Below are 26,051 nucleotides of genomic sequence, written 5' to 3'. Positions count from 1 at the left end.
TCTTTCCATGATTTTTTGCTAGTTTTGTAATTTAGATTCACTATCAATGAAACAAATATGATAAAAAGACATTCCATCTTAACGGCAATCCTGCTCTGTTTTGTCGCTTTAACGCAAGTGATGGCACAAGAGATGCAGGAACCCGAACCGCTTCCGATCGATCCAAAGGTTCGATACGGGAAATTGAGTAACGGATTGACCTATTATATCCGTCATAACGATCAGCCCAAAGACCGGGCAGACTTCTACATCGCCCAAAACGTAGGCTCCATCTTGGAGGAAGAGAATCAACGGGGCTTGGCCCACTTCCTGGAACATATGGCTTTCGACGGCAGCAAGAATTTCCCTAACAACGGGATGGACGAATACATCGAGAGCGTCGGTATGCGCAGCGGGGAGAACTTCAATGCCTATACCTCTTTCGATGAGACCGTCTATATGATTACCAACGCCCCGGTCAACAAGAGTGGCGTGGTTGACTCCTGCTTATTGATCCTTCACGATTGGTCCGGGTTCCTAGCCTTGACCGACTCGGCTATCCTGAAAGAGCGCGGAGTCATCCGCGAGGAATGGCGTACCCAGCAGGATGCCCAGACTCGTCTATGGGAGCAACAACTCCCCAAGATGTATCCGGACAGCCGCTATGCGAATCGGATGCCGATCGGTTCGATCGACGTGATCGAGAATTTCAAACCGGACGAGTTGAGGGCTTACTACAAGAAATGGTATCGCCCGGACTTGCAGGCGATCATCATCGTTGGAGATGTAAATGTAGATCAAGTGGAGGCAACGATCAAAAAGATGTTCGCCGATGTCCCTGCCCCGGTCAACCCGGCGAAACGGGAGCAAGTGCCGGTTCCCGACAATGATCTACCTCTTATCTCGATCGCCAAAGACAAGGAGGCTTCCAACACGATCCTTTATATCTTCTATAAGCACGACAAATTACCCAACGACCTTAACAGTACCATCGCCGGATTGGTAAAGGATTATATCCAGCAAATCTGCGCCTCAATCATGGACGAGCGTTTCGATGACATCTTGCATCAGGCGAATCCCCCGTTCATCTACGCCCAGGCCTACGACGATGATAATTTCATGATCGCAAAAAACAAGGGGGCGTGGACCGTCGTCGCGCTAGCCAAGGAAGGCGAGATCGACTCTACGCTGACCACGCTCGTGAAAGAAACCCAACGGGTAAAACAATATGGTTTCACGCCATCCGAATACGAGCGGGCACGCATCAACGTGTTGAAACAATACGAGTCTGCTTACAACGAGCGGAACAATCAAAAGAACGACGCTTATGTCCGCGAATACGTAAACCATTTCACCAACGGCGGTTACATCCCGGGAATCGAGATGGAATACACGCTGTTGAACCAAATCGCCCCGAATATCCCGGTAGAGCAGGTCAACCAATACATCCAAGACATGATCGGAGAAGACAATATCGTGATCGGATTGACCGGACCGGATAAAGAAAATATAAAATATCCGACAGAGGAGGACTTGCTCCGTACCTTCCTCAAAGCACGGCTAATGCCGGTAGAGCCTTATAAGGAGACAGTCTCCGACGAACCTTTAGTTCCGGCCTTACCGACTCCGGGGCAAATCACGGAGACAAAGACCGACCAGCGTTTCGGAGCGACGGTGCTCACCTTAAGCAATGGTGTCAAAGTGGTATTAAAACCCACCGAGTTCAAGAAAGATGAGATCATCATGACCGCCACCAGCCCGGGAGGAAGCACTTTATTCAGCACGAAGGATATCGATAACCTAAAAGTTTTCAATGACGTGATCGAGATAGGAGGATTGGGTAATTTCTCTGCCACGGATCTCAGTAAGCGTCTGGCCGGGAAGAAGGTATCTTGCGCCTTATCCATCAGCCAAGATAGCGAGAACGTGAATGGAATGGCCGCTCCTTCCGACTTACAAACCCTATTTGAGTTAATTTACCTCAGTTTCACGGCTCCTCGCATGGACGAGGAGGCATACGCTTCTTTCGAGACACGCATGAAAGCACAATTGCAGAACATGGAGTTAAATCCGATGGTGGCTTTCAGCGACACTCTGTCTAAAGCGGTTTACGGGGATAATCCCCGGGCGTCTCGTCTTCGTCCGCAAGACTTCGAGCATATCAGTTATCCTCGTATCATGGAGATGCGTAAGGAACGTTTCTCGGATGCCTCCGGTTTCGTATTCACGTTTGTAGGTAATATCCAGATCGATAGCATTCGCCCGTATATAGAGCAGTATTTGGCTACATTGCCATCTCAAGGGAAAATCGAGAAGGGAAATCCGGCAGAGGTTCCATCTATGCGTAAGGGAGACTATGTGAATCGTTTCAACCGTTCCATGGAAATCCCGAAAGTAACGGTAGCCAATCTTTATACCGGACAAATGGAGTATAACCTGGAGAACATCATTACCGCTACCGCGTTGAAGCAGGTCATGGACTTGGTATATTACGAGAAGGTGCGCGAGAAAGAGGGAGGAACGTATGGTGTCGGTGTATCCGCTAGAATCTCGTCTTTCCCGGAAGGAAGAACTACATTACAGATATTCTTCGATACGGACCCGGCTAAGTGGGAGCAGATGAACACGATTGTCCGCAATGAGTTGAAACGGCTTTCCGAGGTAGGGCCTCGTCAGGAAGATTTCAAGAAAACACAGGATAATCTGCTGAAACGCCATGCGGAAGTCTTGCAGGAGAACAGTTATTGGCTGAACGTATTGGATAACTATTATTACAAGGGATTCGATACCGACACGGATTATGAGTCTATCGTAAAGGCATTGACTCCCGGTAAGATAAAGGCATTCGCCCAAAAGCTTCTGGAGCAAGGAAACCGAGTAGAGGTCATCATGCAGCCGTAAGCTCAAAATGCCTGTTCATAATGGGCATTCAACATAATGGGCATTCAAATTGTAGAGACGGGGCGTGCCCCGTCTCATCCCCTCAAAATGGTAACTTAAAGATACTATCAGTCTGTGGGAGACGGGGCACGCCCCGTCTCTACTTTGATTTCTTTAGTTTAAAATGATCGAATCCTTCTCCATAAACTCCGATTACGGCACTTTGGGAAACAAAGGCGGTCGGATCAATATCATTGATGATACGGAAAATCGTAGTGGATTGCCGTTTTTTAGCGAGCACGAACATCATCTTCTGTTCTTGCCCCGTATATAGCCCGGTAGCGTCTATCACCGTAACTCCCCGATGCAACGCATTGATCTCCTTACCGATCTCTTGGTATTTCTTCGAGATGATAAAGAACTGTACGGACTGGCGGGCACTGTTCACGATCTGATCCAGCACGAAACTGCAAACGTACAACGTAACGAAGCCATATACCACTTTCTCCCAATCCTTCAACACGAAATAACTGGAGGTGATAATAATCATATCGCAGATCATCATGACCCGTCCCAGCGTTATATCCCGGTATTTATTGATGATAGCGGCGATAATATCCGTTCCCCCCGTACTACCGTTCGAGGAGAAAGCGATACCGATACCACTTCCGCAGAAAGAAGCCCCCAACACACATGCCATAAACGGCTGATCTTGCAATAAATGCACACCACTCGTCAGTTTCTGGATCAATGATAGGAAGAAAGTAAGCGTAAACACGGCGAAGATCGTCTTGATACTGAACTTAAAGCCCAATATCTTCAAGGCCAGCAACAACAAGAAAGCGTTAATAAGAAAATAAGTGTACTGAACGGGAAATCCCGTAGCCCAGAACACAATAGAGGCAATACCCGGTACACCCCCCGTCGTAATATCATTCGGCAGCAGGAAAACAGTCCATCCGATACCGTAAAGGATCATCCCCAGCGCGATCATCAAATAATCCTTCATCTCCCTGAGCATCACTTGCCTGGAAGTCACTAATAAAGTAGGTTTCATTCTATTCATTTATTTTTGCGGGCGCAAAGGTAGTGAAAGTTATCGGACAGAATTCATTCCCTTTACGATAAATCCTTTTGTCAGCGATAAAAATGATCTACAACCTTTTTGATCAGCATACGGCACATATCATGACAAGCCTTTTCAACCAAAGTCATCAAACAACAAAGAGAAGATGCCTATAAACGACGTTTTTTATAGACGAAGTATCCTTTTTACGCATAAATAGCCACAAAACCTTATGCGACAGGTCATGTCAGGCAACGCCGATACTCACGTTGGGCATCCTAAGTAGTCAGGAATAGGATCGTGAACCGTCAAGAATAGGCATTATAACCTCGTTACTTCACCTTCACGACCCCAGAAAAAGCCCTTCCACCCCATATAACATGAATCACGATGAATTAATTTCGCCAGAACAAAAAGGTGTTTTTAGATACTAGCCTATCAACTAAGCGATTATTGTTTTTTCCTTGCGTATTTGAGAACGGGTCGTACCTTCGTCCGGAGAAATCACCCCTACAGAACTTTAGTTTACAATTTGTCAATATGACATCCTGCTATTCGCTACAGTCCGCTCCTTCTTTATGCATACTTTTCAGACGAAAGCGATCTATAATCCAAGCCGGACGAACCAAGCCGGGCGAAAGCACGTCGTTTTCCTCATCTTCAGCCCGTACCGATTCCAAGGGCAATACATCTCTCAAATGCGAAACAAACCATTCTCATCAATATTCATCTCCAACATATAAGAACTCGTAGCTCGTTCTTTCGGGATGATGTTACTTATCCGGTCGAGATCTTCGGACGAAAGCAAGATATCCAAACTTCTCAACGTACTCTCCACTTGCTCCGGCGTACGAGAGCCTACAAGCGCCATAATATCCTCCCCTTGTGCCAACACCCACGCTATAGCGAGTTGCGCCAATGAAACTCCTTTCTCTTCAGCTATTTCCTGTAGTTTATCGGTAGCCGAGAGGTTAGTGCTGATAGCGTTAAAAGCCTGAGAAGAAACTCTTTTATTAATCATCGAAAGTTTCTCCTCGCGAGCGCTTCCCCCGATCAAACCAGCCAGAAGTACGCCGAAAGCCACTACACCGATTCCCAGCTCTCTAGCGGCAGGCAACAAATCATCCTCGATATGCCTATCCATCAATGAATAACGAACCTCCACCAAGCTTATCGGATGAACGGCATTCGCACGACGAAGTGTCGCTCCGTCTACTTCGGAAATACCGATATTCCTTACATAGCCCTTGCCTACCAAATCAGCGACAGCACCGATCGTATCCTCAACGGGGATATGTGGATTTATTCGTGCGGGTTGATAAAGATCCACGTAATCAGTACCCAATCGTTTCAATGTATAATGAAGATAATTTTCTACAGCTTGCGGACGTACATCGATACCATACAGCCGACCGTCGATTCCCATCATGGCCCCAAATTTAACCGATATAAAAACATCTTCCCTTTTCCGGTTCCTCAAAGCTTCCCTTATCAGCATCTCATTCTCGCCACTCCCATAGAAATCGGCTGTATTCAAGAAATTGATATCGTTATCCAGCGCCTTATGGATGGTCTTCACCCCTTCGCTCAAATTGCCCATTCTCATACCACCCAGTCCTATACGGGATAGTTTCCGGTCAATGAGCTGCTCTCTAGAAATGTTCATGTACTTCATATCCTATGTTTTTGTTATGTCGCGAAGTTCGTTGAAAGCCGGTAAACGCACCAGTGCCCTTTCCGTTTATCGTTGGTCAATATCCGTCACGTTTTTATTTCTCCCTTGAAATGTGTACTTTTACTATCACGAATCTAGTCACATAACGAATATAACGATACTTTATGAAAGAAATTCAAGAATTCAGCCTGTCGGATTACTTGGAAAAGACATTATCACAAGAAGTTCTGGAAGAGCGGATCATCGTGTTGACGTTGGACAACTCCATGAATCCGGCTGATAAAGCCGAAAGATATCCGATGCGGCTAAAAGCCTATTCTTTCGTATTAGTCCTTTCCGGAGAAATGGTCATCAAAAAGAATTACACGACGTACAAGCTCGGTAAAAACACGATCATGCAACTCTCGGCCGATGATATTATAGAGAGCACGCTCCATTCTCCCGATTTCATCGGATATCTTATGATACTATCCCCTGAGCTAAAATCCGAGATATTGAATATGACCGCCGGTATACGTTTACAGAGAACAGCGGAGTTAAAGCAAGAGTATCCGATCCTTACTCTCACTGATAACGAGACTGTAAAAATGACCGGATACATAGAACGGATAAAGGCACTCCTCACCGATAAATCGCACCTTTACCGACAAGTGATCATCAAAAACGAGATAATAAATTTCCTTCTTGACCTCAGCAACAGTCGTTGGCTGAAATATGGAAACAAGAAAGAGGATTTGTCTCGGAACGAGACATTATTATACAAGTTCAAACACCTGCTCGTCGCATATTGCCGTCAGCATCGTGAAGTATCTTTTTATGCGAAAGAACTATGTGTTACACCGGATTACTTATCTAAAGTGATCCGGGCTTATGACGGTGGCTCTACCATGAAATGGATCGCTAACGCAATCGTGATAGAAGCCAAGTTCCTTCTCCGACAACCAGGCAAAACTGTTTATGAGACCGCCCTTGATTTGAATTTTCCGGATCAATCAACCTTCGGTAAGTTCTTTAAGAGACACACGGGAATATCACCAATCATGTATAGGAAAGATTTAAATGTGCGTTGAGATTATAAATAAAGCTCCTTCTCGAAAGAGGCTCGATCTCCTTTTGTATTTAAGCTTATATGCAAAAAGTTACGGATTATAACTACAAGACCTGAAAAGAGTCGTATCAAGCTCTGTTTTGAGTAATGATACGACTCTTCTTTTTGCCTTTAAAGATGTTCAAGTTTCAAATCAAAAGCTCATCCAGACTAAAATTGAGTTTTGACATATCCTCATTATATTTGATAAGGATTATAAAAGCTCTACGGTTTAATAACTACAAACTATGCTGGAACATCCAGGCCAGATAATCCGGTTCGGCGAAAGCGTTGTCCCAACTGTTATGGTCTACGCCGGGATATTCTTTATAACGGACATCCGCACCTGCCTTTTTCAAGGCGTCATAAGCGTCGCGGGAGAATTGTACATCGACCACGCTATCGGAACCGCCGTGATAAATACTAAAAGCGGTCTTGCCCTTGAAGTTTTCCAGACGTTGCAAATTAGCTCCTCCGCAAATCGGGGTGGCTGCGGCAAACAGGTTTGGGTAACGCATCACGATATCGAACGTACCCATACCTCCCATCGAGAGGCCGGTTACATAGATGCGTTTCGTATCGACCTTGCCTTCCGCTATATAACTATCTAATAATTCCTTGACAGCGGCCATTGATTGTGTGGCCGGGGCGTTCAACGGATAGAGGCGTTTCCCTCCTTTGCCGGCGTTCAATCCTTTATATTCAGACCAAGTCTTCTCGGCCGGGCATTGAGGCGCTATGATGATAGCCGGATATTTGGTTTGATTCTCGAAAGAAGCGAACATATCGCCTCCATGTACTAATTGGGCCTCATTATCCGATCCTCGTTCGCCCGCTCCGTGCAGGAACAGGATTACCGGGTATTTCTGCGCCGGATTATAATCCCTCGGATACAGAACCCGATAATTCAATTGATAGCCATCGCGGGCCGTAAATTGCTTCTTCAAGAAGCTAGCCTTATCACCGGCATATCCCGCAACGGATAAAAGAAGGCAAAGAGACAAAAAGAAGATACCTCTAAGTGTTTTCATACGACATTATATTTAAGTTATTAATAAATCACACATTATTACTTAGTTGTAGAGACGGGGCGTGCCCCGTCTCATCCCAGCAAAATAGTAACTTAAAGATACTATCAGACGGTGGGAGACGGGGCACGCCCCGTCTCTACAACTAAGGAGATTATATATAGAAACAATCACTGGCCCAGTTTAGGGGATTGTTTTCAATGTAATCTGCTATACGATTCATTTCAGCATGATCACGAATAATGTGATCGTGGAAACGTGGTTGCCATGCAAAAATACGATTATTTTGATGCGCATATGCCGTGACAGCAGATTTAATGCCTCCAATCCCTATCGACAGCAATCCTTTATTCCCCAATGGCGTTAATACCTCATCCTCCGCTACAAAGACTACGGCATGTATATGATTAGGCATCACAACAAATAGGGGGATCTCAAGGTATGGATAATGGTTATTTGCGTGCTCTAAATTATCATGCGTGAAGTGGCCTAACGGATTCAACGACATTTGCCCGCCAAGTATACGACCAAAATAACATTGTTTATGTGCTGTACAGATCGTGATAAAATAGATACCTCCATTGTAATCGTGCCAAGTGGCACGGGCTGATTCGATACGGAAACGATTTTGATATAGGTTTGCCATAGTTATGTGTTTTAGTTAATTGTTTTTTATAGATACAAATATAGCATATATTCCGAAGCGAAAGAATATGGTAAAAAATATCTAGTTGTAGAGACGGGGCGTGCCCCGTCTCCCACGGTCTGATAGTATTTTTAGTTACCATTTTGCTGGGATGAGACGGGGCACGCCCCGTCTCTACAACTGGATGATTGGTTTTGTTGCTTCTGAGACACCGTTCTCGTTGAAAGCTTCGATGGTGAAATAATAAGGCTGGTCGGTGGAGAGGCTCTTCAAAAGTAATTCATTCTTTCCGTATAGGAGCCATGAGTTGTATAGCTTATCGGGAGCGATACCCCAACGGATGTTGTAGCCTTGGCTGTTTTTGACAGCGTCCCAAGTGATCATAGCGTCACGGCGATCCGCTTGGCGAACGACCTTGAAGTTCTTCACCATCGCTGGTTTCTTGCCTTCGCCGATGCCGAATACACGCAAATCCGAGATCGCCAGATGAGGCGTCGGAACCTCTATGTTTTTGTAACGGACATAGCGGACACGGGCCGGATTATCCACTTGCACGTAATCGTTCGGAACATCCTTATAACTATTCCGGCGATCCACCAACGTTACCCAATCCTGCCCATCCAAAGAACCTTCCACGGCATAACGATGGCGTAAGCCGGGGATACGGCCATACATATTCGATTGATAATCGTGATAATTCACCTGCACGGCATATACCGTAGCAGGAGCCTCCAGATCGATCTCTACCCATTCGGTATCGCCATTCGTACGAGCCATCCAGAACGTCTTGCATTCCTCATCCGTCAAATTGGCCGGAAGGAAATTGGCAGAAGTCTTAGGACGGTTCGAATCCGTGAATCCTTGCGCCGCGGGAGCGGAACCCTCCGCGTACGAGGAGGCTTTCACCGGCTTTTTATAAGAGAGCAACATCCATCCCGTGAATTCCCCCTTCTTTCCCGGCTCGGCGGGAGCATAATGCGGATAATCACCGAAGTTATTATCACAATACATAATACCCTCCTTATCGAAGAAAGCAGGATACATACAAAGGCGGCGCTCCCAATTCACCGTGGCCGAGAGAGACATAGAGGCGAAATGCCAATAATTGCCACCCGGCCCCACCAAGGTACTTCCATGTCCGGCGCCATTCATGAAACCACCAGGCTTATAACTTACCGGGTTATGCGATTGATATTTGTACGGGCCTAATGGAGAGTCCGCCACATAAACACCATCGGCATATACGTTGAATTCCGTACCGGGAGCGGCATATTGCATATAGTATTTACCATTGTGCTTGGTCAGCCAAGCGCCTTCCATATAGCCCCCCAATACCGTATCGGTATGGTTCTCGCCAAAACGTTCCCAGCCATGCTTCGGCATATCCAGGCCGAAAAGCTCGACCGTCTCGCCCTCGATCAAGAAACGGTCATCCTTATTCAGCTTCTTGCCCCGAAGCGGATAAACATTGGAAGAGCCCCAGAATAAATAAGCCTGTCCATCGTCATCGATGAATAAATCCGGATCTTGCAGGTCGTGGAGTATGGCAGGAGTAGCGTTCCAATCACCGGATTTCGGATCATCAGTATAAAGGACACTCATCGAGCCGGACGGATCACCCATTACATAAAGCACGGAATCCTTATAATTATGAGCGGCGGGAGCGTTGGAACCCTGAGGATACCAATTTTTGCCGGGAGTAATAAAATCCCAGTTCAACAAGTCTGTCGAATGCCAGTAGCCGTGCGAACGGGTTACGAACATATAATACTCGCCCCGGAATTCTACGACAGCGGGGTCTGCGCCCGAACGGTAAGACAGGTTGTTCGATGAGTTATAAATCATATACGTATAATCCACATTCAGCGGATTACAATACGTATTCGCCCGCATGGATTGAGCGGTGGTGGAGCCTCCGGAAGCGGCAAAGAGCAGAGCGGAAAAGATATATTTTGATAAAAGTCTCATGTTGATATGTATTAAGAAGAAACACTCATTTTATATAGGATGCCTATACAACGTTGTATAGGGTGTTTATACAGCGTTGTATAAGGTGCCTATATAGCACTGTATAGGGTATGTATACAACGTTGTACAGGATATGGTCCCAATAGGACACGCAGATGACACAGATAGGGCAGATAAACGCTGATTATTATATTGAAAATAATTATCCGCGGTCATCTGCATGATCCGCATCATCCGCATGCCATAACACTACCATTTATTGTAGAGAGAAAGAAGACTGATTCGCCTCATCAGCGGAATCCAAGCCTACCCAAACCGTGAAATCACCCGGCTCGGCTTTCTTCTGCATATCGATACCGTAGAAAGCCAGCAAAGACTCGTCAATCGTGAAAGAGACCTGTTTCTTCTCGCCCGCTTTCAAGGCCACCTTCTCGAAGCCTTTCAGCTCCTTAACCGGACGGGTCACGCTACCCGCCAAATCGCGGATATACATCTGGACAACCGTCTCGCCATCCACCTTACCCGTATTCTCTACCTCAGCCGTTACCGTAATCTTGCCCCCTTTCGTGAAAGAGTCCTGATCCAGCTTCATAGAATTCACGGCGAAAGTCGTATAGCTCAAGCCATAACCGAACGGATACAACGGCGTGTTAGGCATATCCATATATCTGGATTTATAATCCGTATCCGGAGCTTCCGGAGGAACCGGGCGACCTGTCGGTTTCTGGTTGTAATACAGGGGCAATTGACCCACCGTGCGAGGGAAAGACATCGTCAGGCGAGCGGACGGATTATAATCGCCGCTGATCACATCGGCCATGCCATGACCCGCCATCGTTCCCAGATACCAAGCCTCCAAGATACCATCGACATGCTGATCCTCCCAAGAAAGATCCAAAGGACGTCCGTTCACCAAGATCAAACCAAGAGGTTTACCCGTCTTTTTCAATTCCTTCAACAACGCTTGTTGAGCGCCCGGCAATTTCAAGTCCGTACGGCAAGCCGCCTCGCCACTCCAGTTGAAATCCTCGCCCATAGCCGCCAATACGATATCGGCACGACGAGCCGTAGCGATCGCCTCAGCGAATTTAGAGGAATCATCGGTCAAAAGATCACATCCCTCGGCATAAATGAACTTCACGTTCGTTCCGGCATATTTCTCGGTCAAGCCCTCGAACAAGGAGATACTCTCCTCACGCTCACCCCGGCCGGCCCACTCGCCATTCTGGTTGATCTTATCCTTTACCATCGGGCCGATCAAGGCTACCGTAATATGCTTATCCTTCGAGATCGGGAAGAAGTTATTATCATTCTTCAAAAGAACGATCGAGCGAGCGGAAGTCTCACGAGCCTCTCGCAAGAACTCCGGCTTCATGATCGTATTCTTCTCACGCTCATTGTCCAAGTAACGATACGGATCATCGAACAAGCCCAAGAGGAACTTCATCTCCAAGATACTTGCCACGGCACGGTCGATACTCTCTTCCGAAACCTTGCCTTCTTTTACGGATCGCACAAGATGTTGGCTATAAATACCTCCTGTCATATCCATATCAATACCAGCGTTCGCAGCCAGCTCTCCCGCCTCTTTATCATTCCGTACAATGCTATGGGCCACCATCTCATTGATACCGGTATAATCGGTGACCACGAAGCCATTGAAGCCCCAGTCCTTACGTAACAGATCGGTCATCAGCCACTTATTGCCCGTGCTAGGCACTCCGTTGATCTCATTGAAGGAGGCCATGAACGTAGCGACTCCCGCCTCCTTAGCCGCTAAGTAAGGCGGCATATAATAATTCATCAACGTATTTTGCGACAACTCGGACGTATTATAATCACGTCCGGCCTCGGCTGCCCCATAAGCGGCGAAGTGCTTGCAACAAGCCAAGACCGTATTGACATCAGCCAACGAACGCCAGTCGTTTCCACCTTGGAACCCCTCGACACGGGCCTTCGCGATCAGGCTTCCCAAATACGGGTCTTCACCGGCTCCTTCCATCACACGTCCCCAACGGGCATCCCGGGAGATATCCACCATCGGGGCGAACGTCCAAGCGATACCGGACGCGCTGGCCTCTTCCGCGGCGATCGCCGCGCTTTTACGCATCCGTTCCAAATCCCAAGAGCAGGATTCCGCTAGCGGCATCGGGAAAATCGTACGGTAACCATGTACGACATCGTAACCAAACAATACAGGTATCTTCAAGCGGCTCTCGGACAAGGCCATCTCTTGCATCTTACGCACACCGTCTACCGTATATACATTAAACAAGCTTCCTACGAGGCCTTTCTTCAGCAAAGTCTCGTAATCACCGGTCATAACCGGACCGGTAACATCCCAGTTACAAGAGTATTGGGCCATCTGCCCTACTTTTTCCTCCAATGTCATCAGGCTGAGCACAGAATCGACACGACGCTCGATATCCTTGTCGCCACTGAAACTCTTCCAGCCGCTTACAGCGGGTTGCCGGCATCCCCCCAAGGTAGCGGCAATGGCCGCGCCAGCAATAAAAGTCATTATCCTTTTCATTGTTCGTATATGTATTATTTGTTCCAAGTTACTTGCGCGGATTTCACGTCCCGGGAGTTCGTTCCTACATAGATATTAAACAAGCCTGGTTCCCAGACATATTCCAACGCGCTATTATAGAATTTCAAGTCCTCCGGGGTAATCGTAAAAGATACGTTCTTACTCTCACCCGGTTTCAAGGAGATTTTCTGGAAATTCTTCAACTCTTTCATCGGACGGGAGATGCTGGCCGCCGGATCGCCGATATATAACTGTACGACTTCCTCGCCCTCCAGCTTACCTGTATTCGTAACCTGCACGCTGGCGGTCAATACACCGTTCTCTCCTTGCACACTCGTCTTATCCAATTGAAGATCACCGTAAGAGAAAGTCGTATAACTCAAGCCATAACCAAACGGATACAAAGGATCGTTCGTGATATCCAGATATTTAGAGGTGAAATGATCATCCGGGTTCATCGGACGGCCTGTTTTCTTGGCATTGTAATACAATGGAATCTGACCTACGCTACGAGGAAATGTAGTCGTCAATTTACCGGAAGGATTCACGTCGCCGAACAATACGTCTGCCAATCCGCGCGCCGCGGCAGAACCTCCGTGCCATGCCTCAACGATCGCGGAGAATTGGCTATCCTCCCACTCTAAGGTCAACGGACGACCGTTCGCCAATACCAATACCACCGGTTTTCCGGTCTCCAACAAAGCTCTCAACAACTCTTTCTGGCTCTCCGGCAAACTAATATCCGCACGGCTGCAAGCCTCTCCGGACCAGTTATTCGGCTCACCCATCACGGCAATGATACGATCCGCGTCTCTCACCTCCCGGACCGCTTCCTTCACCAAACGGGTATTCTCCACCGGATCAACCTTCAAGCCGCTGGCTTTCGCCAACATCGGCTCGTTCGTCAAATTACATCCCTTGGCGAAAATCACACGGGCCTTATCGCCGACCGCTTCTTTCACGGCCTGTACCACGGAAGCCGATTTCGCCGTATCGATACCGCACCATGTCCCGAACAACTCAACCTTCTTATCCGCCAACGGGCCTACCACGGCGATCGTCCCTGTCTTTCGCAAAGGCAATAATCCCTTATCATTCTTCAACAAGACAATGGATTTACCGGCGATATGGCGAGCCGTATTCATATGCTCGTCCGTGAATGTATTCTTTTTCGCACGATCGGCGTCCAAATAGCGATAAGGGTCCTCGAACAAGCCCAATTTATATTTCGCCTCCAATATACGGCGGCAAGCCTGATCGATATCCGCTTGAGACACACGGCCCTCTTCCAACGATTTCTTCAAGGTCGTGATATAACCGTTTGTCATCATATCCATATCCAAGCCGGCGCGCAAAGCCAAGGCCGATACGGTCTGCGTATCGCCCAGACCATGATTGGTCATCTCGCCGATCGAGTTATAATCGGAAACGACAAAACCATCAAATCCCCATTGGCCGCGAAGCAAATCGGTCAACAACCAGCGGTTACCCGTAGCCGGAATAGCCTCCACCAGATTAAAGGAAGACATTGCCGTGGCGCAACCAGCCTCTACAGCAGCCTTGTAAGGAGGAAAATACTCATTAAACATCTGGATACGGCTCATATCCACCGTATTATAATCACGACCGGCCTCGGAAGCACCATACAAGGCAAAATGCTTCAGGCAAGACAAGATCGTGTTCTCTTTCGCCAGGTCATCTCCTTGATAACCTCTCACCATGGCGGCGGCGATCTTCCCACCCCACCAAGGGTCTTCCCCGCTACCCTCGGCGATACGTCCCCAACGAGCGTCGCGGGCGATATCCACCATCGGGGAATAAGTCCATGTTATACCATTGGCGCTGGCCTCGATAGCGGCGATACGGGCACTTTGCTCGATCAAGGTAGTATCCCAGCTACACGACAAAGCCAATGGGATCGGGAAGATCGTCTTATATCCGTGAATTACGTCAACCCCGATCAGCAAAGGGATCTTAGCGGGAGACTCCTCTACCGCGATCTTCTGTAACCTACGCAATCCTTCCATATCAGAGAACCCGGTCGCACCTAGCCAACCCCGACGAACCGTTTCGTCCGCGCCTTCCGATCCGCTCAATACACCGGGGACACCGCCCCCAGACAGGTTCAATTGCCCGATCTTATCGTCTAAAGTCATTTTACTCATTAAGTCATTGATAAATACATCCATCTGTACCTTATCTTGTCTCTGCCCATAAGCGGTAAGCGCTAGGCAGACGGCGAAAGAAACTAATATCTTCTTCATATATTTAATTATTTATATTCACTATTTATCCAGTTGTAGAGACGGGGCGTGCCCCGTCTCATCCCAGCAAAATGGTATTCCAAATTACTATCAGACTGTGGTGAGACGGGGCACGCCCCGTCTCTACAACTAGGTATTATAAATGCAGCCAGCCACTATTATTTTCATTGAATAGAGAAACCCAACTTTTTCAAACCGTCCTGAATTTCCGGACAGCTCATGAACAAACGCCACAGGAGGCCTGTACGGTAATTCTCGATCATCGGGGCGACCGTACATTGGTCGATCGCCAGATAACGACGCGGATACCAATTCTCGCCCTCGCTGAAAGCATCGTAAAAACCATACTTACCCCAGATGCGATCTCCCAGATTAAAATAGAAATGCTTCAAGGCCTTCGAGGATTCCTCCGGTGTATACGGATAGCTGCTCAAGGCCGCTGTCGGCGTAATCACCCCGTGATCGTTGGAAGGCATATGCGCGTCATAGCCTTTCACGGAATAACTGGCGGTTAATCCCCAACAAGCGTCGCTATATCCCTTGAAGCCTTTCGGATTCTCCACGCAATAACGGTAATTGACCAACACGTGGTTCCGGTTCAAGTCCCAGTAATTAGCGTATCGGTCTGACAACCCTACCGGACATAAACCGATGTAGGAATAATGCGCCCAGAATAACGGGCCGCCATATTTCTCGGCATAATTATGCTTCAAGATCAAAGGCAGGTCATACGCAACCGCGTCGCTCCCGATACCACCTTTGCGGGCCCAGCCGTTGTGATAAGCGGAGGCCGGAATAGGATAGGTTGGCGAGGAAGCCGCCAAAATATAGGTAATCAGGCATTCATTATAACCTTCCAAGGGGAAATTCATCTCCCATGCGTAACCGGGGCTCCAATGCCAATACAATACATCCTGCCCGTTCAAATACCATGTCCATTCCATCTCGCGCCACAGCCGGTCGATCTTCGCGGCCAACGCCTTCTCGCTCTCATTTCCATCCTTGAAATACTGGCGTACACACAAGAGGCCTTGCATCAAGAAAGCGCTCTCTACCAAATCGCCTCCGTTATCTTTCGTGCCGAAGGGTTTTACCTTACCCGTAGGGCCATGCATCCAATGAGGCCAAACCCCATGGAAACGATCGGCTTTCGACAGGTAATCAACGATTTGATGAAAACGGGCCACACCTTCCTCACGGGTGATAAAGCCGCGTTCGATACCCACCAACAACCCGGCGATACCAAAGCCGCTTCCCCCGGTTGTCACGACATCAGCGTCGTTCTCCGGATACACGCCATCCATATGGATACGCTCCGGGGCCAGTCCGGAGGTAGGTTCCGCACCTTCCCACATATAATTAAAATGGGCCTTTTGTATATAAGTCAGAAACTCATCGTCCGACTGGAAATCCAGCTTGCGCTCATTTGACGCAGGTTCCGCGGATGTGTCGCTTTTCTTGACCTCATGGCAAGCCACCAACGAGAAGCCAAGCAACAGGGTGACAACGCCTGTACGAATATAGGTATTCATATTGGTATATACTTTAAATAGTTATCGTTTCAATACTTTACTCATCGGTGAACGGCCGCTCTCGCCCAGCGCCTCGATCGAGAAATAATAGTCCGTATCCTTATCCAGCCCCCGGAAATCATACACCGTATCATCCAATACCGTGATACAGTTGTATAATTTATCCGGCGCTATACCGTAATAGATATTGTAAGCGTACGCCTCCTTTACCGGTTCCCAAGTGATCATGGCGTTCCGCTTATCCGCTTCCGACCGTTCCACCTCCAGATTCTTAACCGTAGCGGGAGCTTCTCCCAAGCCATTCCCGAAAATACGGAACCCGGATATGGCGAAGTTGCCCGAAGGCACATGCTCGTTCACTACCTTCAGGTAACGGGTCTTCAAAGGCTCGCGCAACTCGATATAGTCATGCGGAACATCCTTGTCGTTATCGCTCTTATCGACCACCAATTCCCAGTTTTTCCCATCTACAGAATGATAAATACGATATTGATGATACAAATCCATCGCCTTATTATGCTGTACGGCTTTGTGCTCGTAATAGTTCAGTTGGATCGCACGGACTTCTTTAAGCCCCTCCAAGGAGATTTGAAGCCATTCCCCCGATTCTCCCGAAGCGGCAGACCAGAAAGTACGTATACTCTCGTCCGTAACGTTCTCGGGAACGAACGTACTATCCATGGAAGAGGCCATCGCCGGTTTTCCATACGATAACAACATCCAACCAGAAAACGTATCCGCGATATCACCGGTCTTTCCCTTCGGCGTAAACAAGGGATAATCCCCGAAAGCGGTATTCGAATACATCACCCCATCCTTATCGAATGCTGCGGGATACAGGCCGATACGACGCTCAAACTTATATTTCAGGGAAAGCATGCAAGTAGCCACATGCCAGTAATTGCCATACGCATCCTCGAAAGTACCGCCGTGTCCGGCCCCTTGCACAAAACCTCCCGGCTTGTAACTCATGGGATTATGTTTCTGGTAGGTAAACGGGCCCATCGGCTTGTCGGATACATAGACACCATCGGCATAGACCTTGAACTCCGTTCCCGGAGCGCCATACTGGAAATAATACTTGCCGTTATGCTTGGTCACGAAAGCCCCTTCCGTAAAAGGCGCTAAGGTCGTGCTGTCATCGTTGTTCATCCCGAAACGTTCCCATCCATGTTCCTCCGGACGCAGCATCATGATCTCTTGGATCTTGCTGACCGGATGGAAATCGCGGCGATCCAGCTCCACGCCCTTCAAGGCATACTCGTTGCTCGAGCCATAATACATATACAAACGCCCGTCATCATCCAGCAGGAAGGCCGGGTCCCAACTGGGAAGGGCTGTTTTCTCTACATATCGCTTGAATTTCCCGCTCTTCGGGTTCGTACTATACCAAATGGGTAATCCCGCGTAAGTAGAACCGGTATAGAACAAGGTATCTCCACTTACGAAAGCAGCCGGGGCGCATAAGTCATCATCTTCCGGATAACGCTGGAAGCCGGCGAACACAAACTCCCAATTGGCCAAGTCCTTGGAATAATAGAATCCGGCTTGATTCGTGGCGAAAAGGAAATATTCTCCTTTGTACATCACTATCATCGGATCGGCCGTAGAACGGAAAGAGCCATTTTTCACCAAATCCGGCAGATTGGCCCGGAAGCAATAGCTCAAGTTCACCGGGTTGCAATAGGTAGAGGGATGGTCGTTCGTAGCGTCGAACCAGCGGGTAGCTCGCCGCGGGGCTTTTACCCGTACATCGCGGGGATCGGCTTCCATCCGGATATCTATCCTCGTATCGTTATCGCCAAACGCATGATAGGCGTATTTCATCCCCGGATAATACACGAACAGCTCATGGTCGTAACGGCTTGCCTGTACTTTATAATGGCCTGCCGCATCGGTGGTACAATGAACCGGGCTGGCCGTGAACATGACCGTAGCGCCTTCCAAGGGTTTGCCGTCCGGCCCGGTAATCGTGCCTTCCAGGAAATGCTCCGGAGACACGGTTATATAGTAATCGCTTACCTGCCCCTTGATCACGATCACGGAATCTCCCCGCTCGTTTACTTGAGCGTTCGCGGTAGAAATCGCGAGGAAAGAGGCAAGGAGTGATATGAGCATATACTTATCCTTATAAGCTTTTCGGGAAAAAACGGCAGCTCTTATGTACTTCCGGAAAAACATGTACGTGTTTTCCGGGAAAGACGTACATGTTTCCGGAAAAACACGTACATGTTTTTTCCAGGATATGATAGGCCTGTTTATTCTATTATGTTCTAGCATATTATATTCCAGATATTTTTTTTATTGTAGAGACGGGGCGTGCCCCGTCTCCCACGGTCCGATAGTATCTTTATGTTACCATTTTGAGGGGATGAGACGGGGCACGCCCCGTCTCTACAACTAGGTATCATTATTTTATGGATTGTATTTTTTGGATTCCTTTTTGTACATCCGGGTGGCTCATGAAAAGATTCCACAGCAGATTCGTGCGGTAATTCTCGATCATCACGGTTACGGGTGCTTGGTTCAGCCCCATAAATAAGGGAGATACCCAGTTTACGGTCAGGTTGAAAGCATCCCGGAAACCGTATTCGCCCCACAAGAAACTGCCGTAGTTACGATAATAATTCCGTAAAGCTTTCATGGAAGCGTCTGGCGTGTAAGGGAATGAAGCCAGAGCGCCCGTGGGCGCCATCGTTCCGTTATCCCGGTGAGGCATCGGCTCTTGGGCTTGGTAACTCCACGCGAAATCACTAGCGGTCAATCCCCAGCAATCTTCCCCATAGCCTACATAACCACCTTGGTTCTCGACACAATATCGTTGATTGATCTTCGCTATTTTCCGGTTGTTCTCGAAATAATTCGTGTACTTATCGGTGAACTTATGCGGGTCTAACCCGAGGTATGAGTAATGGATGAAGAAAAGGGGGCCTCCATTGGAGACACCTACTTTCAGGTTCTCCCCATAATAGGTATTGCCATTCGTATACATCCTACCATCTTGCACGCAACTCCAGCCGGCACGGTATTCTTGCGCATACTTTTCTTGGCTGGCCCAACCGCTATAATACATCTCCGGGGAGACTCCGTATTTCGGTCCCATGATAGCCAGCATATAGGTAATCATGGTCTCATTCCAACCTATCAATTTATGGTTGATCACCCACGCCTGATCCGGCGACCAGTGCCAATACAAATAAGGGCTGTCCTTGAATTGCTTATACCAGTTCCATTCCACGTTCTTCCATAGATTGTCGATACTCTCGCGGATTTGTTTTTCCTTGTCATTCCCTTGATTGAAATATTGACGAGCCGTCAACAGCCCTTGGAATAAGAAAGAGGTCTCCACCAAATCGCCCCCGTTATCTTTCGGGCCGAAGAAGGCGACCGCCTTTCCTGTCGTTCCATCGATAAAGTGAGAGACCGCTCCATGGAACTTATCCGCTTTCTCCAAGAAAGAAGTGATTCTCAGGAAACGTCGCACTCCTTCTTCCCGGGTGATAAATCCCCGCTCGATCCCCGCTACGATCGCCATGATACCGAAGCCGGAAGCCCCTGTAGCGATCATGTCATTCCGTCCGGGAATATTCTCGCGGGCGAGTCCGCTGTTCGGCTCCGCTCCCTCCCAATAATAACGGAAGTTCGCTTCCTGCACCATATCCAGCAATTGCTCATCCGTCATCGGGCGGGTAGTAGCCGATACCGCCTGGGAGAACGCAGACTCGTTCAGCGCGTAGTCCACGACTGTCACCTTGTAATAGGCTTTTTTACCGATCTCCCCCAAGAAATCGGTATAGCGGTTCATCCAAGGCCGACGGATAGCGACCGGCTGGTAAGTAATCCCGTCGAATGAACGGTAGATGCGATAGTATTTTATATCCTCCTTTGATTGAGGAATCCATTTGATATCGATATGACGCTCATACGCCTTGGCCTCTTGTAAGGCAGGGGCGTTCAAAGCGCTTACCGACGGAAGGGTGGCCGGCAACAGCTCTACGTCGTCCAAGTAAATCGTATATTCGTTTCCATCGGCCGTACCGGGGCGAAAGGCCACCGCCGCCAATTTCTTGATGTTCGTATCATTCACGGCGCTCACCCCGAGATCCCCTAAAGGGATAGATACGGAATGCCATACGCCGGGACGTGTATCTCTCAGGTATTTCCCCATGTCTACGTACCGGGTATACGTGCTATCCGCGTAACGAATGGCGATACTGGGAAGAGCGGCGGTATTCATGCTCTCTTCCAGACGTACTTGCATGGAGAGTGTCGAGGGTTCGCGGAAGAAGTCGTTGCCACGAACCGGGCAATATTGTATCTCGCTATACCAATCTCCTCCGGGAGCGGATACATAGGTAAGTTCCAGGGAATTGCCGGGCGTGAAAGCAACAGAGCCAGCGACCGGAAGATGCTGCCTCGCATTTTTAATCCAAGAAGGTGAGGTATATTTCGCCTGAGAATAAAAGTAATCCCCTTTCATCAGGCTATTCTCGAAAAAAACATAGTCGTAAGGTTTCTCCACCGCTTGCAAACCGGCAGATAGTAAGAGAGTAGTTAGTAATACAATGTGTTTCATGATGCTGATATTTATATAAATAAACGATATAATCTGAGATAAAATAGGCGGTGCCAAACGGGTTGACACCGCCTTGCCAAACTACAAAGGTCTAGTAAATATGTGAGAATCTTCTTATTCTGCTATCGTTCCAGCCTCAAACTCCAAATTCGGATTCAAATCGATTTGATCTTGAGGTATCGGATAATATTCGCTCTCCCCTTTAACAAAACCCGGAAGTTCTTGAGTAGCTCTGTCCGTACGAACCAAGTCGTAGAAACGAGCTCCCCACTCTAACGCTAATTCAACCTGACGTTCTTCTAAGATTTGATCTAAAGTCGCATTCATGATCGGGGCTAAACCCGCACGTTCACGAACCAAATTCAAAGGAGCATCACCGTTTTGTCCTTTACGAACCTTAGCTTCAGCATTCATCAACAATACGTCAGCGTAACGGAATACACGCACATTATTACCTGCGCCATATTGTGTACGGCCCGGGGTCATTTGGTTCTTCGGTGTATAAGCCTTACCGTTATAGGCGGTAGGTTCACCCGGTTTAGCAGCAGGTATATAATCTCCGTCGCGTGTTGTAGCATCCGTCATTAAGAATGTTGTCTCAGCACGAACAGTCTCACCTCTTTTTGTGAATAAATCACGAATCTTCTGAGTCGGTTCGATAAATGCCCAACCAGAAATAGGAGCCTCACCACGAGGGCCTTGGAAGGCAAACCATTGATCAGATTCTACAATCTCACCACTACCGTTACCAAAGTCCGTGAACTGATACTCCAATAAAGACTCATTACATAATTTTCCCGGTATTTTGAACAACTCATAAAAGTCCGGATACAATTCGAACTTACCGCTATTGATGATATCCTCCGTCAAGGTCAATACATCATCCCATTCATTATTATACATCTTTGCCTGAGCTTTTACCATTTCTGCCGTATATTTCGTTATCGCACCCGGATGTTCAGACTCATTCGGACGAATAGCTGGAAGATTTTGAATACAGAAGTCTAGTTCATCATAAATGTATTTCAAGACATCTTCTTTCCTACTTTTCGTAATATTTAATGCTTGATTGTCAAGTAACAATGGAACATCTCCCCATAGATTTACAAGTTGATGATAAGCTAACGCACGGAAAAAACGAACCTCCGCACAATACTTAGTATTCAAAGCCTTGTCAGACTCGCTACTTATATGTTCCCCATATTTCGCCAATGACTCCAAAGCAGAATTAGACAAAGAGATCACATTATAATAATTGCCCCATGTTCCGTTTAAAGCCCAAAATGTATTTAGCTTATCATACTGGAAATTACTGCAATAATTAAACTCAACTTGGTCTGTAGGAGATCCACCTTTATTTACATCATCACCACGGACGATAATACACCCCCAACTAGACCAACTGGCCAACAGATTACGGCTCTTAGCATATATACCGGAAACCGGCATATACATCTCAGATGTTTTCGAATAATCCACAGATTCCACCTCTACAGAGTTTTCCGGAAGCTTATCCAAAAAGTCGCTACAGCTTGAAAGCGTAAAAGCTAATGGAATTGCTATTAAAAGCTGTTTTTTAAATATATTTTTCATATACTATATTAGCATTAAATATTTAATAATTAATAGATGATACGAAGACCTAATGTATAGGACGAAGACAACGGATATACCCTTTCATCAAATCCATAAGATGAAGAAGGCATCGTTCCATCCTCATTTTTCACGCTCGATAACTCTGGGCTGAAACTATTTGCCTTAAAGATTGTCAAAGGACGATCTGCCGTCAAGCTCAAACGTATGCTCGGCATCTTGAATTTTCCAAAATCCTTTTTGGGAAACGTATAAGCGACTTGTACGTTCTGAATACGGAAGTAGGAACCATCCTCTACATAGAAGGAATTAAACTTAGCTATGTTCCAAGGATTAACAGATCCGGCAGCTGAAGGATAGCTATTAGTTGATCCCTCACCAGTCCAACGGTTTTCTACTTGATCAGCATCATAGTTCAACTCTGAGTGCCAACGACGGTCACCACGTTTACGGTTTACGATCTGGTTTCCTGTCACACCTTGCATTACCATAGAGAAATCAAAGTTCTTGTAAGAGAAACCTAAATTGATGCCATAAGAGAAATTCGGGACATAAGAGCCTAGAGTAACACGGTCTTTATCATCGATCTTCCCATCTTTGTTCTGGTCAACATATTTAAAATCACCTGGTTTCAAACCATTCTCAACAGCAATCGGATCTGCGGCAATTTCGGCCTCATTCTGGTAAACTCCAGCGACCTCGTGTCCATAATAAGCATTCAACTCACCTCCAACCTTAGAGATTGTACGGAATTCCGCAGAACCACCATATAAATAAGATAAACCATTCAGGTCCTTCACCTCATTATGCAAAGTCGTTAAGTTTGCACCAATATAATAAGAGAAATCCTTACCAATTTTATCAGACCAATTCACCGATAATTCAACACCTGTATTCAATATCTCTCCTTGGTTACCTAATAAGTTTCCAGCACCCATTGGAAGTGGGGCATCAATTACAGCATTCTGTGTCAGACGATAATACCAATCAGCCTCAACACTCAAACGACTGTCTAATATACGGAAGTCCAAGCCTACGTTCGTTTCATTTACAACTTCCCATCCCAACCAGCTAAAATATACTAAATTCGTATATCCGGGAACAGCGCTCCCCGCAAAGATACCAGAAGTTGTCATATCTTGTGTAATAGAGGCAAAACCATCACTAGCCTTGATCTTATCATTACCTAGTTTACCCCAGCTGGCACGAATCTTCATGTAATCAAGCCATTTCTGGTCTTTCATAAATCCTTCCTCCGAGATATTCCAAGCGACACCTACAGAAGGGAAATACCCCCATGTCTCTTGATATTTAGAGGAACCATCCGCACGCATTGTAGCAGACAATAAATATTTACCCTTATAATCGTAAGAAACACGACCGAACCAAGATACACCACGGTAAGTTGTACCATTATCACCCGTTGTACGTCCATCTGCATTTCCTTGATTCAAATAGAAATACTCCTCATGCTCACCGGGTACACCAGTCGCCTCGCCCCATAAATTACGGAAGTTCTCCTCACGTACAGAGTTACCCAACATAGCCGTTAAGCCATGATCACCAAATGTATCCGTATAAGTTAATGTATTGTCCCAGATCCAGCTATGATAAATATCATTTTGCTTCTTTAATTTGGAAGTAGAGTTAACTTGGGTACCACCTACTAGATAAGCCGGAGTATAAGTACGAGACTGAAGAATATTGATATCTTGACTATAAGCTGTCTTGAAGAACAACTTATTCTCCGGCAGAAAATCAAATTGAGCATAGAATGAAGGCATCACGCGCAACGACTTGTTTTTAGAATCATAATATTCAGCGGTTGCCACCGGGTTTCCATAGAACTCACTTAAACCAATTTGAGCCGGAGAGGCATAATTGATAGGATATGCTCCTAATGGATTAGATTCATCATAGACCGGAATGATAGAAGGAGTACGAAAAGCCGACATCCAAACCTGTCCATCTGGTACAACCTGCGTAGAATTACTTAACACCACATTCACCCCGACTTTTAACCAGTCAAAAGCCTTATAGTCCGCTTTCGTACGTAAGTTAAAACGAGAATAATCATTCTCAGCATTCAAGATACCATCTTGATACAAATAAGAAGCACCTACTGAATAAGTCGCTTTTTCCGATCCCCCGGAAATATCCAAAGAATGATTATGCGTCAATGCTGTATGAAGAATCTCATCATACCAGTTTGTATTGGGTAGTGATCCCCAGTTTTTAACAGACTGATTCAACACATCTTGCAAGGTCTCATTTCCCATCTCATTGATCATCATGGCATATTGCTCACTGCTTGCCATTTTCAATACATTCGTTGCTTTTTGGAACCCCACGTAACCGTCATAAGTAACCGTAGCCGGACGATTCAGGGCACCCTTTTTTGTCGTAACCAAAACAACGCCATTAGCGGCACGTACACCATAGATAGAAGCTGCGGACGCATCCTTCAAGATCGATAAATCCTGAATATCACTATTATTCAAGAAATCAATGTTATCAAAAAACATACCATCCACTACATACAATGGCTGGCTGTTATCATTCATAGAGCCGATACCACGGATACGTACGGAAGGACCGGAACCCGGCTGTCCATTACTCGTGATCTGCACACCCGCTACCTTACCTTGTAAAGCCCCCATCGGAGAGGATGTGGCATGTTTCGTGATCTCATCAGCTTTGATTACGGCGATTGGGGCCGTCAAATCTTTAGCCTTACTTGTTCCATAACCGATAACGACTACTTCTTCCAAGTTTTGCGTGTCCTCACTCATAAGAACGTTCACTACGGTCTGTCCGTTCACCGGGACTTCTTGCGTAGTCATACCTACGTAACTAAATACTAAAGTCGCGTTCTTGGGAACATTACTTAAGGTATAGTCTCCATCCATAGAGGTTATGGTACCATTCGTCGTACCCTTAACCAAAACACTCACCCCGATCGCAGGGTATCCTGTGGCCTTTTCAGTTACCACACCAGTAACTGTCAGATTCTGCGCGAACATGGTAGTCGCCGCAAGTAACAGGCATAAACAAAGCAGTAATTTAGCTTTCATTCATTCTAGTTTTAAAGTTGAACATTTGTTTTTACACACATTATTAAATTCGAAGCAAATGAACACCCAAACCTAAAAAAGGACAAATTTTTGTATACTTCAACGCTACTGCAACGGATATACAAGCGGAATATTACTACTTTTTTACTA

The 26,051-nt window shown here is 46.8% G+C and carries 15 protein-coding genes; 2 read left to right on the top strand and 13 right to left on the bottom strand.

Going from position 1 to position 26,051, the window contains the following annotated elements; translation table 11 throughout:
- Window positions 1-57: 57 nt before the first annotated feature.
- On the top strand, window positions 58-2,880 hold the full coding sequence (locus Q0110_RS09840) for a M16 family metallopeptidase (RefSeq protein WP_297905974.1): 2,823 nt from the start codon (window positions 58-60) through the stop codon (window positions 2,878-2,880).
- Between the two features lie 139 nt (window positions 2,881-3,019).
- Here the strand turns inward: Q0110_RS09840 and Q0110_RS09835 are convergent, their stop codons facing one another.
- From Q0110_RS09835 to Q0110_RS09825, 3 genes are all read right to left on the bottom strand, one after another.
- Entirely contained in the window at window positions 3,020-3,916 is an 897-nt protein-coding gene (locus Q0110_RS09835) for a YitT family protein (RefSeq protein WP_297905973.1), read from the bottom strand.
- A 560-nt stretch (window positions 3,917-4,476) separates the two neighbouring features.
- Entirely contained in the window at window positions 4,477-4,623 is a 147-nt protein-coding gene (locus tag Q0110_RS09830; RefSeq protein WP_297905972.1) for a hypothetical protein, read from the bottom strand.
- Window positions 4,620-5,591, bottom strand: a complete 972-nt coding sequence (locus Q0110_RS09825; protein WP_297905971.1) for an aldo/keto reductase — start codon at window positions 5,589-5,591, stop codon at window positions 4,620-4,622. The genes Q0110_RS09830 and Q0110_RS09825 overlap by 4 nt, the downstream gene beginning before the upstream one ends.
- A gap of 173 nt (window positions 5,592-5,764) precedes the next feature.
- On the opposite strand from Q0110_RS09825, the gene Q0110_RS09820 reads away from it, so the two are divergent.
- Window positions 5,765-6,670: a helix-turn-helix domain-containing protein gene (locus Q0110_RS09820; RefSeq protein WP_297905970.1), complete on the top strand. Its 906-nt coding sequence runs from the start codon at window positions 5,765-5,767 to the stop codon at window positions 6,668-6,670.
- A 256-nt stretch (window positions 6,671-6,926) separates the two neighbouring features.
- Here the strand turns inward: Q0110_RS09820 and Q0110_RS09815 are convergent, their stop codons facing one another.
- The 10 genes from Q0110_RS09815 to Q0110_RS09770 form a co-directional block, all read right to left on the bottom strand.
- Complete coding sequence (locus Q0110_RS09815; protein ID WP_297905969.1) at window positions 6,927-7,718, bottom strand: prolyl oligopeptidase family serine peptidase; 792 nt, start codon at window positions 7,716-7,718, stop codon at window positions 6,927-6,929.
- Window positions 7,719-7,869: 151 nt separating this feature from the next.
- A complete protein-coding gene (locus Q0110_RS09810; RefSeq protein ID WP_297905968.1) occupies window positions 7,870-8,361 on the bottom strand; it encodes a transposase in 492 nt (163 codons plus the stop codon).
- Window positions 8,362-8,535: 174 nt separating this feature from the next.
- Window positions 8,536-10,329: a family 43 glycosylhydrolase gene (locus Q0110_RS09805; protein ID WP_297905967.1), complete on the bottom strand. Its 1,794-nt coding sequence runs from the start codon at window positions 10,327-10,329 to the stop codon at window positions 8,536-8,538.
- A gap of 256 nt (window positions 10,330-10,585) precedes the next feature.
- The gene (gene bglX, locus Q0110_RS09800) at window positions 10,586-12,862 is read right to left on the bottom strand and encodes a beta-glucosidase BglX (protein ID WP_297905966.1); all 2,277 of its coding nucleotides are present in this window, start codon (window positions 12,860-12,862) and stop codon (window positions 10,586-10,588) included.
- A gap of 14 nt (window positions 12,863-12,876) precedes the next feature.
- Window positions 12,877-15,126: a beta-glucosidase BglX gene (bglX, locus tag Q0110_RS09795; protein WP_297905965.1), complete on the bottom strand. Its 2,250-nt coding sequence runs from the start codon at window positions 15,124-15,126 to the stop codon at window positions 12,877-12,879.
- A 164-nt stretch (window positions 15,127-15,290) separates the two neighbouring features.
- A complete protein-coding gene (locus Q0110_RS09790; RefSeq protein WP_297905964.1) occupies window positions 15,291-16,658 on the bottom strand; it encodes a glucoamylase family protein in 1,368 nt (455 codons plus the stop codon).
- Window positions 16,659-16,679: 21 nt separating this feature from the next.
- Window positions 16,680-18,839 (bottom strand): family 43 glycosylhydrolase, encoded by a 2,160-nt coding sequence (locus Q0110_RS09785; RefSeq protein WP_297905963.1) that lies wholly within the window; start codon window positions 18,837-18,839, stop codon window positions 16,680-16,682.
- Between the two features lie 229 nt (window positions 18,840-19,068).
- Complete coding sequence (locus tag Q0110_RS09780; RefSeq protein ID WP_297905962.1) at window positions 19,069-21,234, bottom strand: glucoamylase family protein; 2,166 nt, start codon at window positions 21,232-21,234, stop codon at window positions 19,069-19,071.
- 114 nt (window positions 21,235-21,348) lie between these two features.
- The gene (locus Q0110_RS09775; RefSeq protein WP_297905961.1) at window positions 21,349-22,827 is read right to left on the bottom strand and encodes a RagB/SusD family nutrient uptake outer membrane protein; all 1,479 of its coding nucleotides are present in this window, start codon (window positions 22,825-22,827) and stop codon (window positions 21,349-21,351) included.
- 29 nt (window positions 22,828-22,856) lie between these two features.
- Window positions 22,857-25,901 carry a TonB-dependent receptor gene (locus Q0110_RS09770; protein WP_297905960.1) on the bottom strand — a complete coding sequence of 1,015 codons (3,045 nt, stop codon included), beginning with the start codon at window positions 25,899-25,901 and terminating at the stop codon, window positions 22,857-22,859.
- Between the last annotated feature and the right edge of the window lie 150 nt (window positions 25,902-26,051).

The sequence above is a fragment of the uncultured Parabacteroides sp. genome, from assembly GCF_947855115.1.
Lineage (GTDB): Bacteria > Bacteroidota > Bacteroidia > Bacteroidales > Tannerellaceae > Parabacteroides.
Note: the sequence above shows the minus strand (reverse complement) of the source record. Positions and strands in the feature narration are given on the sequence as shown.

What these genes read in the sequence shown, in the direction of transcription:
- Q0110_RS09825 (WP_297905971.1), bottom strand. Translation starts at nt 5,591, where the DNA reads ATGAACATTTCTAGAGAGCAGCTCATTGACCGGAAACTATCCCGTATA.
- bglX (WP_297905966.1), bottom strand. Translation starts at nt 12,862, where the DNA reads ATGAAAAGGATAATGACTTTTATTGCTGGCGCGGCCATTGCCGCTACC.
- Q0110_RS09775 (WP_297905961.1), bottom strand. Translation starts at nt 22,827, where the DNA reads ATGAAAAATATATTTAAAAAACAGCTTTTAATAGCAATTCCATTAGCT.
- Q0110_RS09835 (WP_297905973.1), bottom strand. Translation starts at nt 3,916, where the DNA reads ATGAAACCTACTTTATTAGTGACTTCCAGGCAAGTGATGCTCAGGGAG.
- Q0110_RS09810 (WP_297905968.1), bottom strand. Translation starts at nt 8,361, where the DNA reads ATGGCAAACCTATATCAAAATCGTTTCCGTATCGAATCAGCCCGTGCC.
- bglX (WP_297905965.1), bottom strand. Translation starts at nt 15,126, where the DNA reads ATGAAGAAGATATTAGTTTCTTTCGCCGTCTGCCTAGCGCTTACCGCT.
- Q0110_RS09805 (WP_297905967.1), bottom strand. Translation starts at nt 10,329, where the DNA reads ATGAGACTTTTATCAAAATATATCTTTTCCGCTCTGCTCTTTGCCGCT.
- Q0110_RS09785 (WP_297905963.1), bottom strand. Translation starts at nt 18,839, where the DNA reads ATGTTTTTCCGGAAGTACATAAGAGCTGCCGTTTTTTCCCGAAAAGCT.
- Q0110_RS09820 (WP_297905970.1), top strand. Translation starts at nt 5,765, where the DNA reads ATGAAAGAAATTCAAGAATTCAGCCTGTCGGATTACTTGGAAAAGACA.
- Q0110_RS09815 (WP_297905969.1), bottom strand. Translation starts at nt 7,718, where the DNA reads ATGAAAACACTTAGAGGTATCTTCTTTTTGTCTCTTTGCCTTCTTTTA.
- Q0110_RS09790 (WP_297905964.1), bottom strand. Translation starts at nt 16,658, where the DNA reads ATGAATACCTATATTCGTACAGGCGTTGTCACCCTGTTGCTTGGCTTC.
- Q0110_RS09780 (WP_297905962.1), bottom strand. Translation starts at nt 21,234, where the DNA reads ATGAAACACATTGTATTACTAACTACTCTCTTACTATCTGCCGGTTTG.
- Q0110_RS09770 (WP_297905960.1), bottom strand. Translation starts at nt 25,901, where the DNA reads ATGAAAGCTAAATTACTGCTTTGTTTATGCCTGTTACTTGCGGCGACT.
- Q0110_RS09840 (WP_297905974.1), top strand. Translation starts at nt 58, where the DNA reads ATGATAAAAAGACATTCCATCTTAACGGCAATCCTGCTCTGTTTTGTC.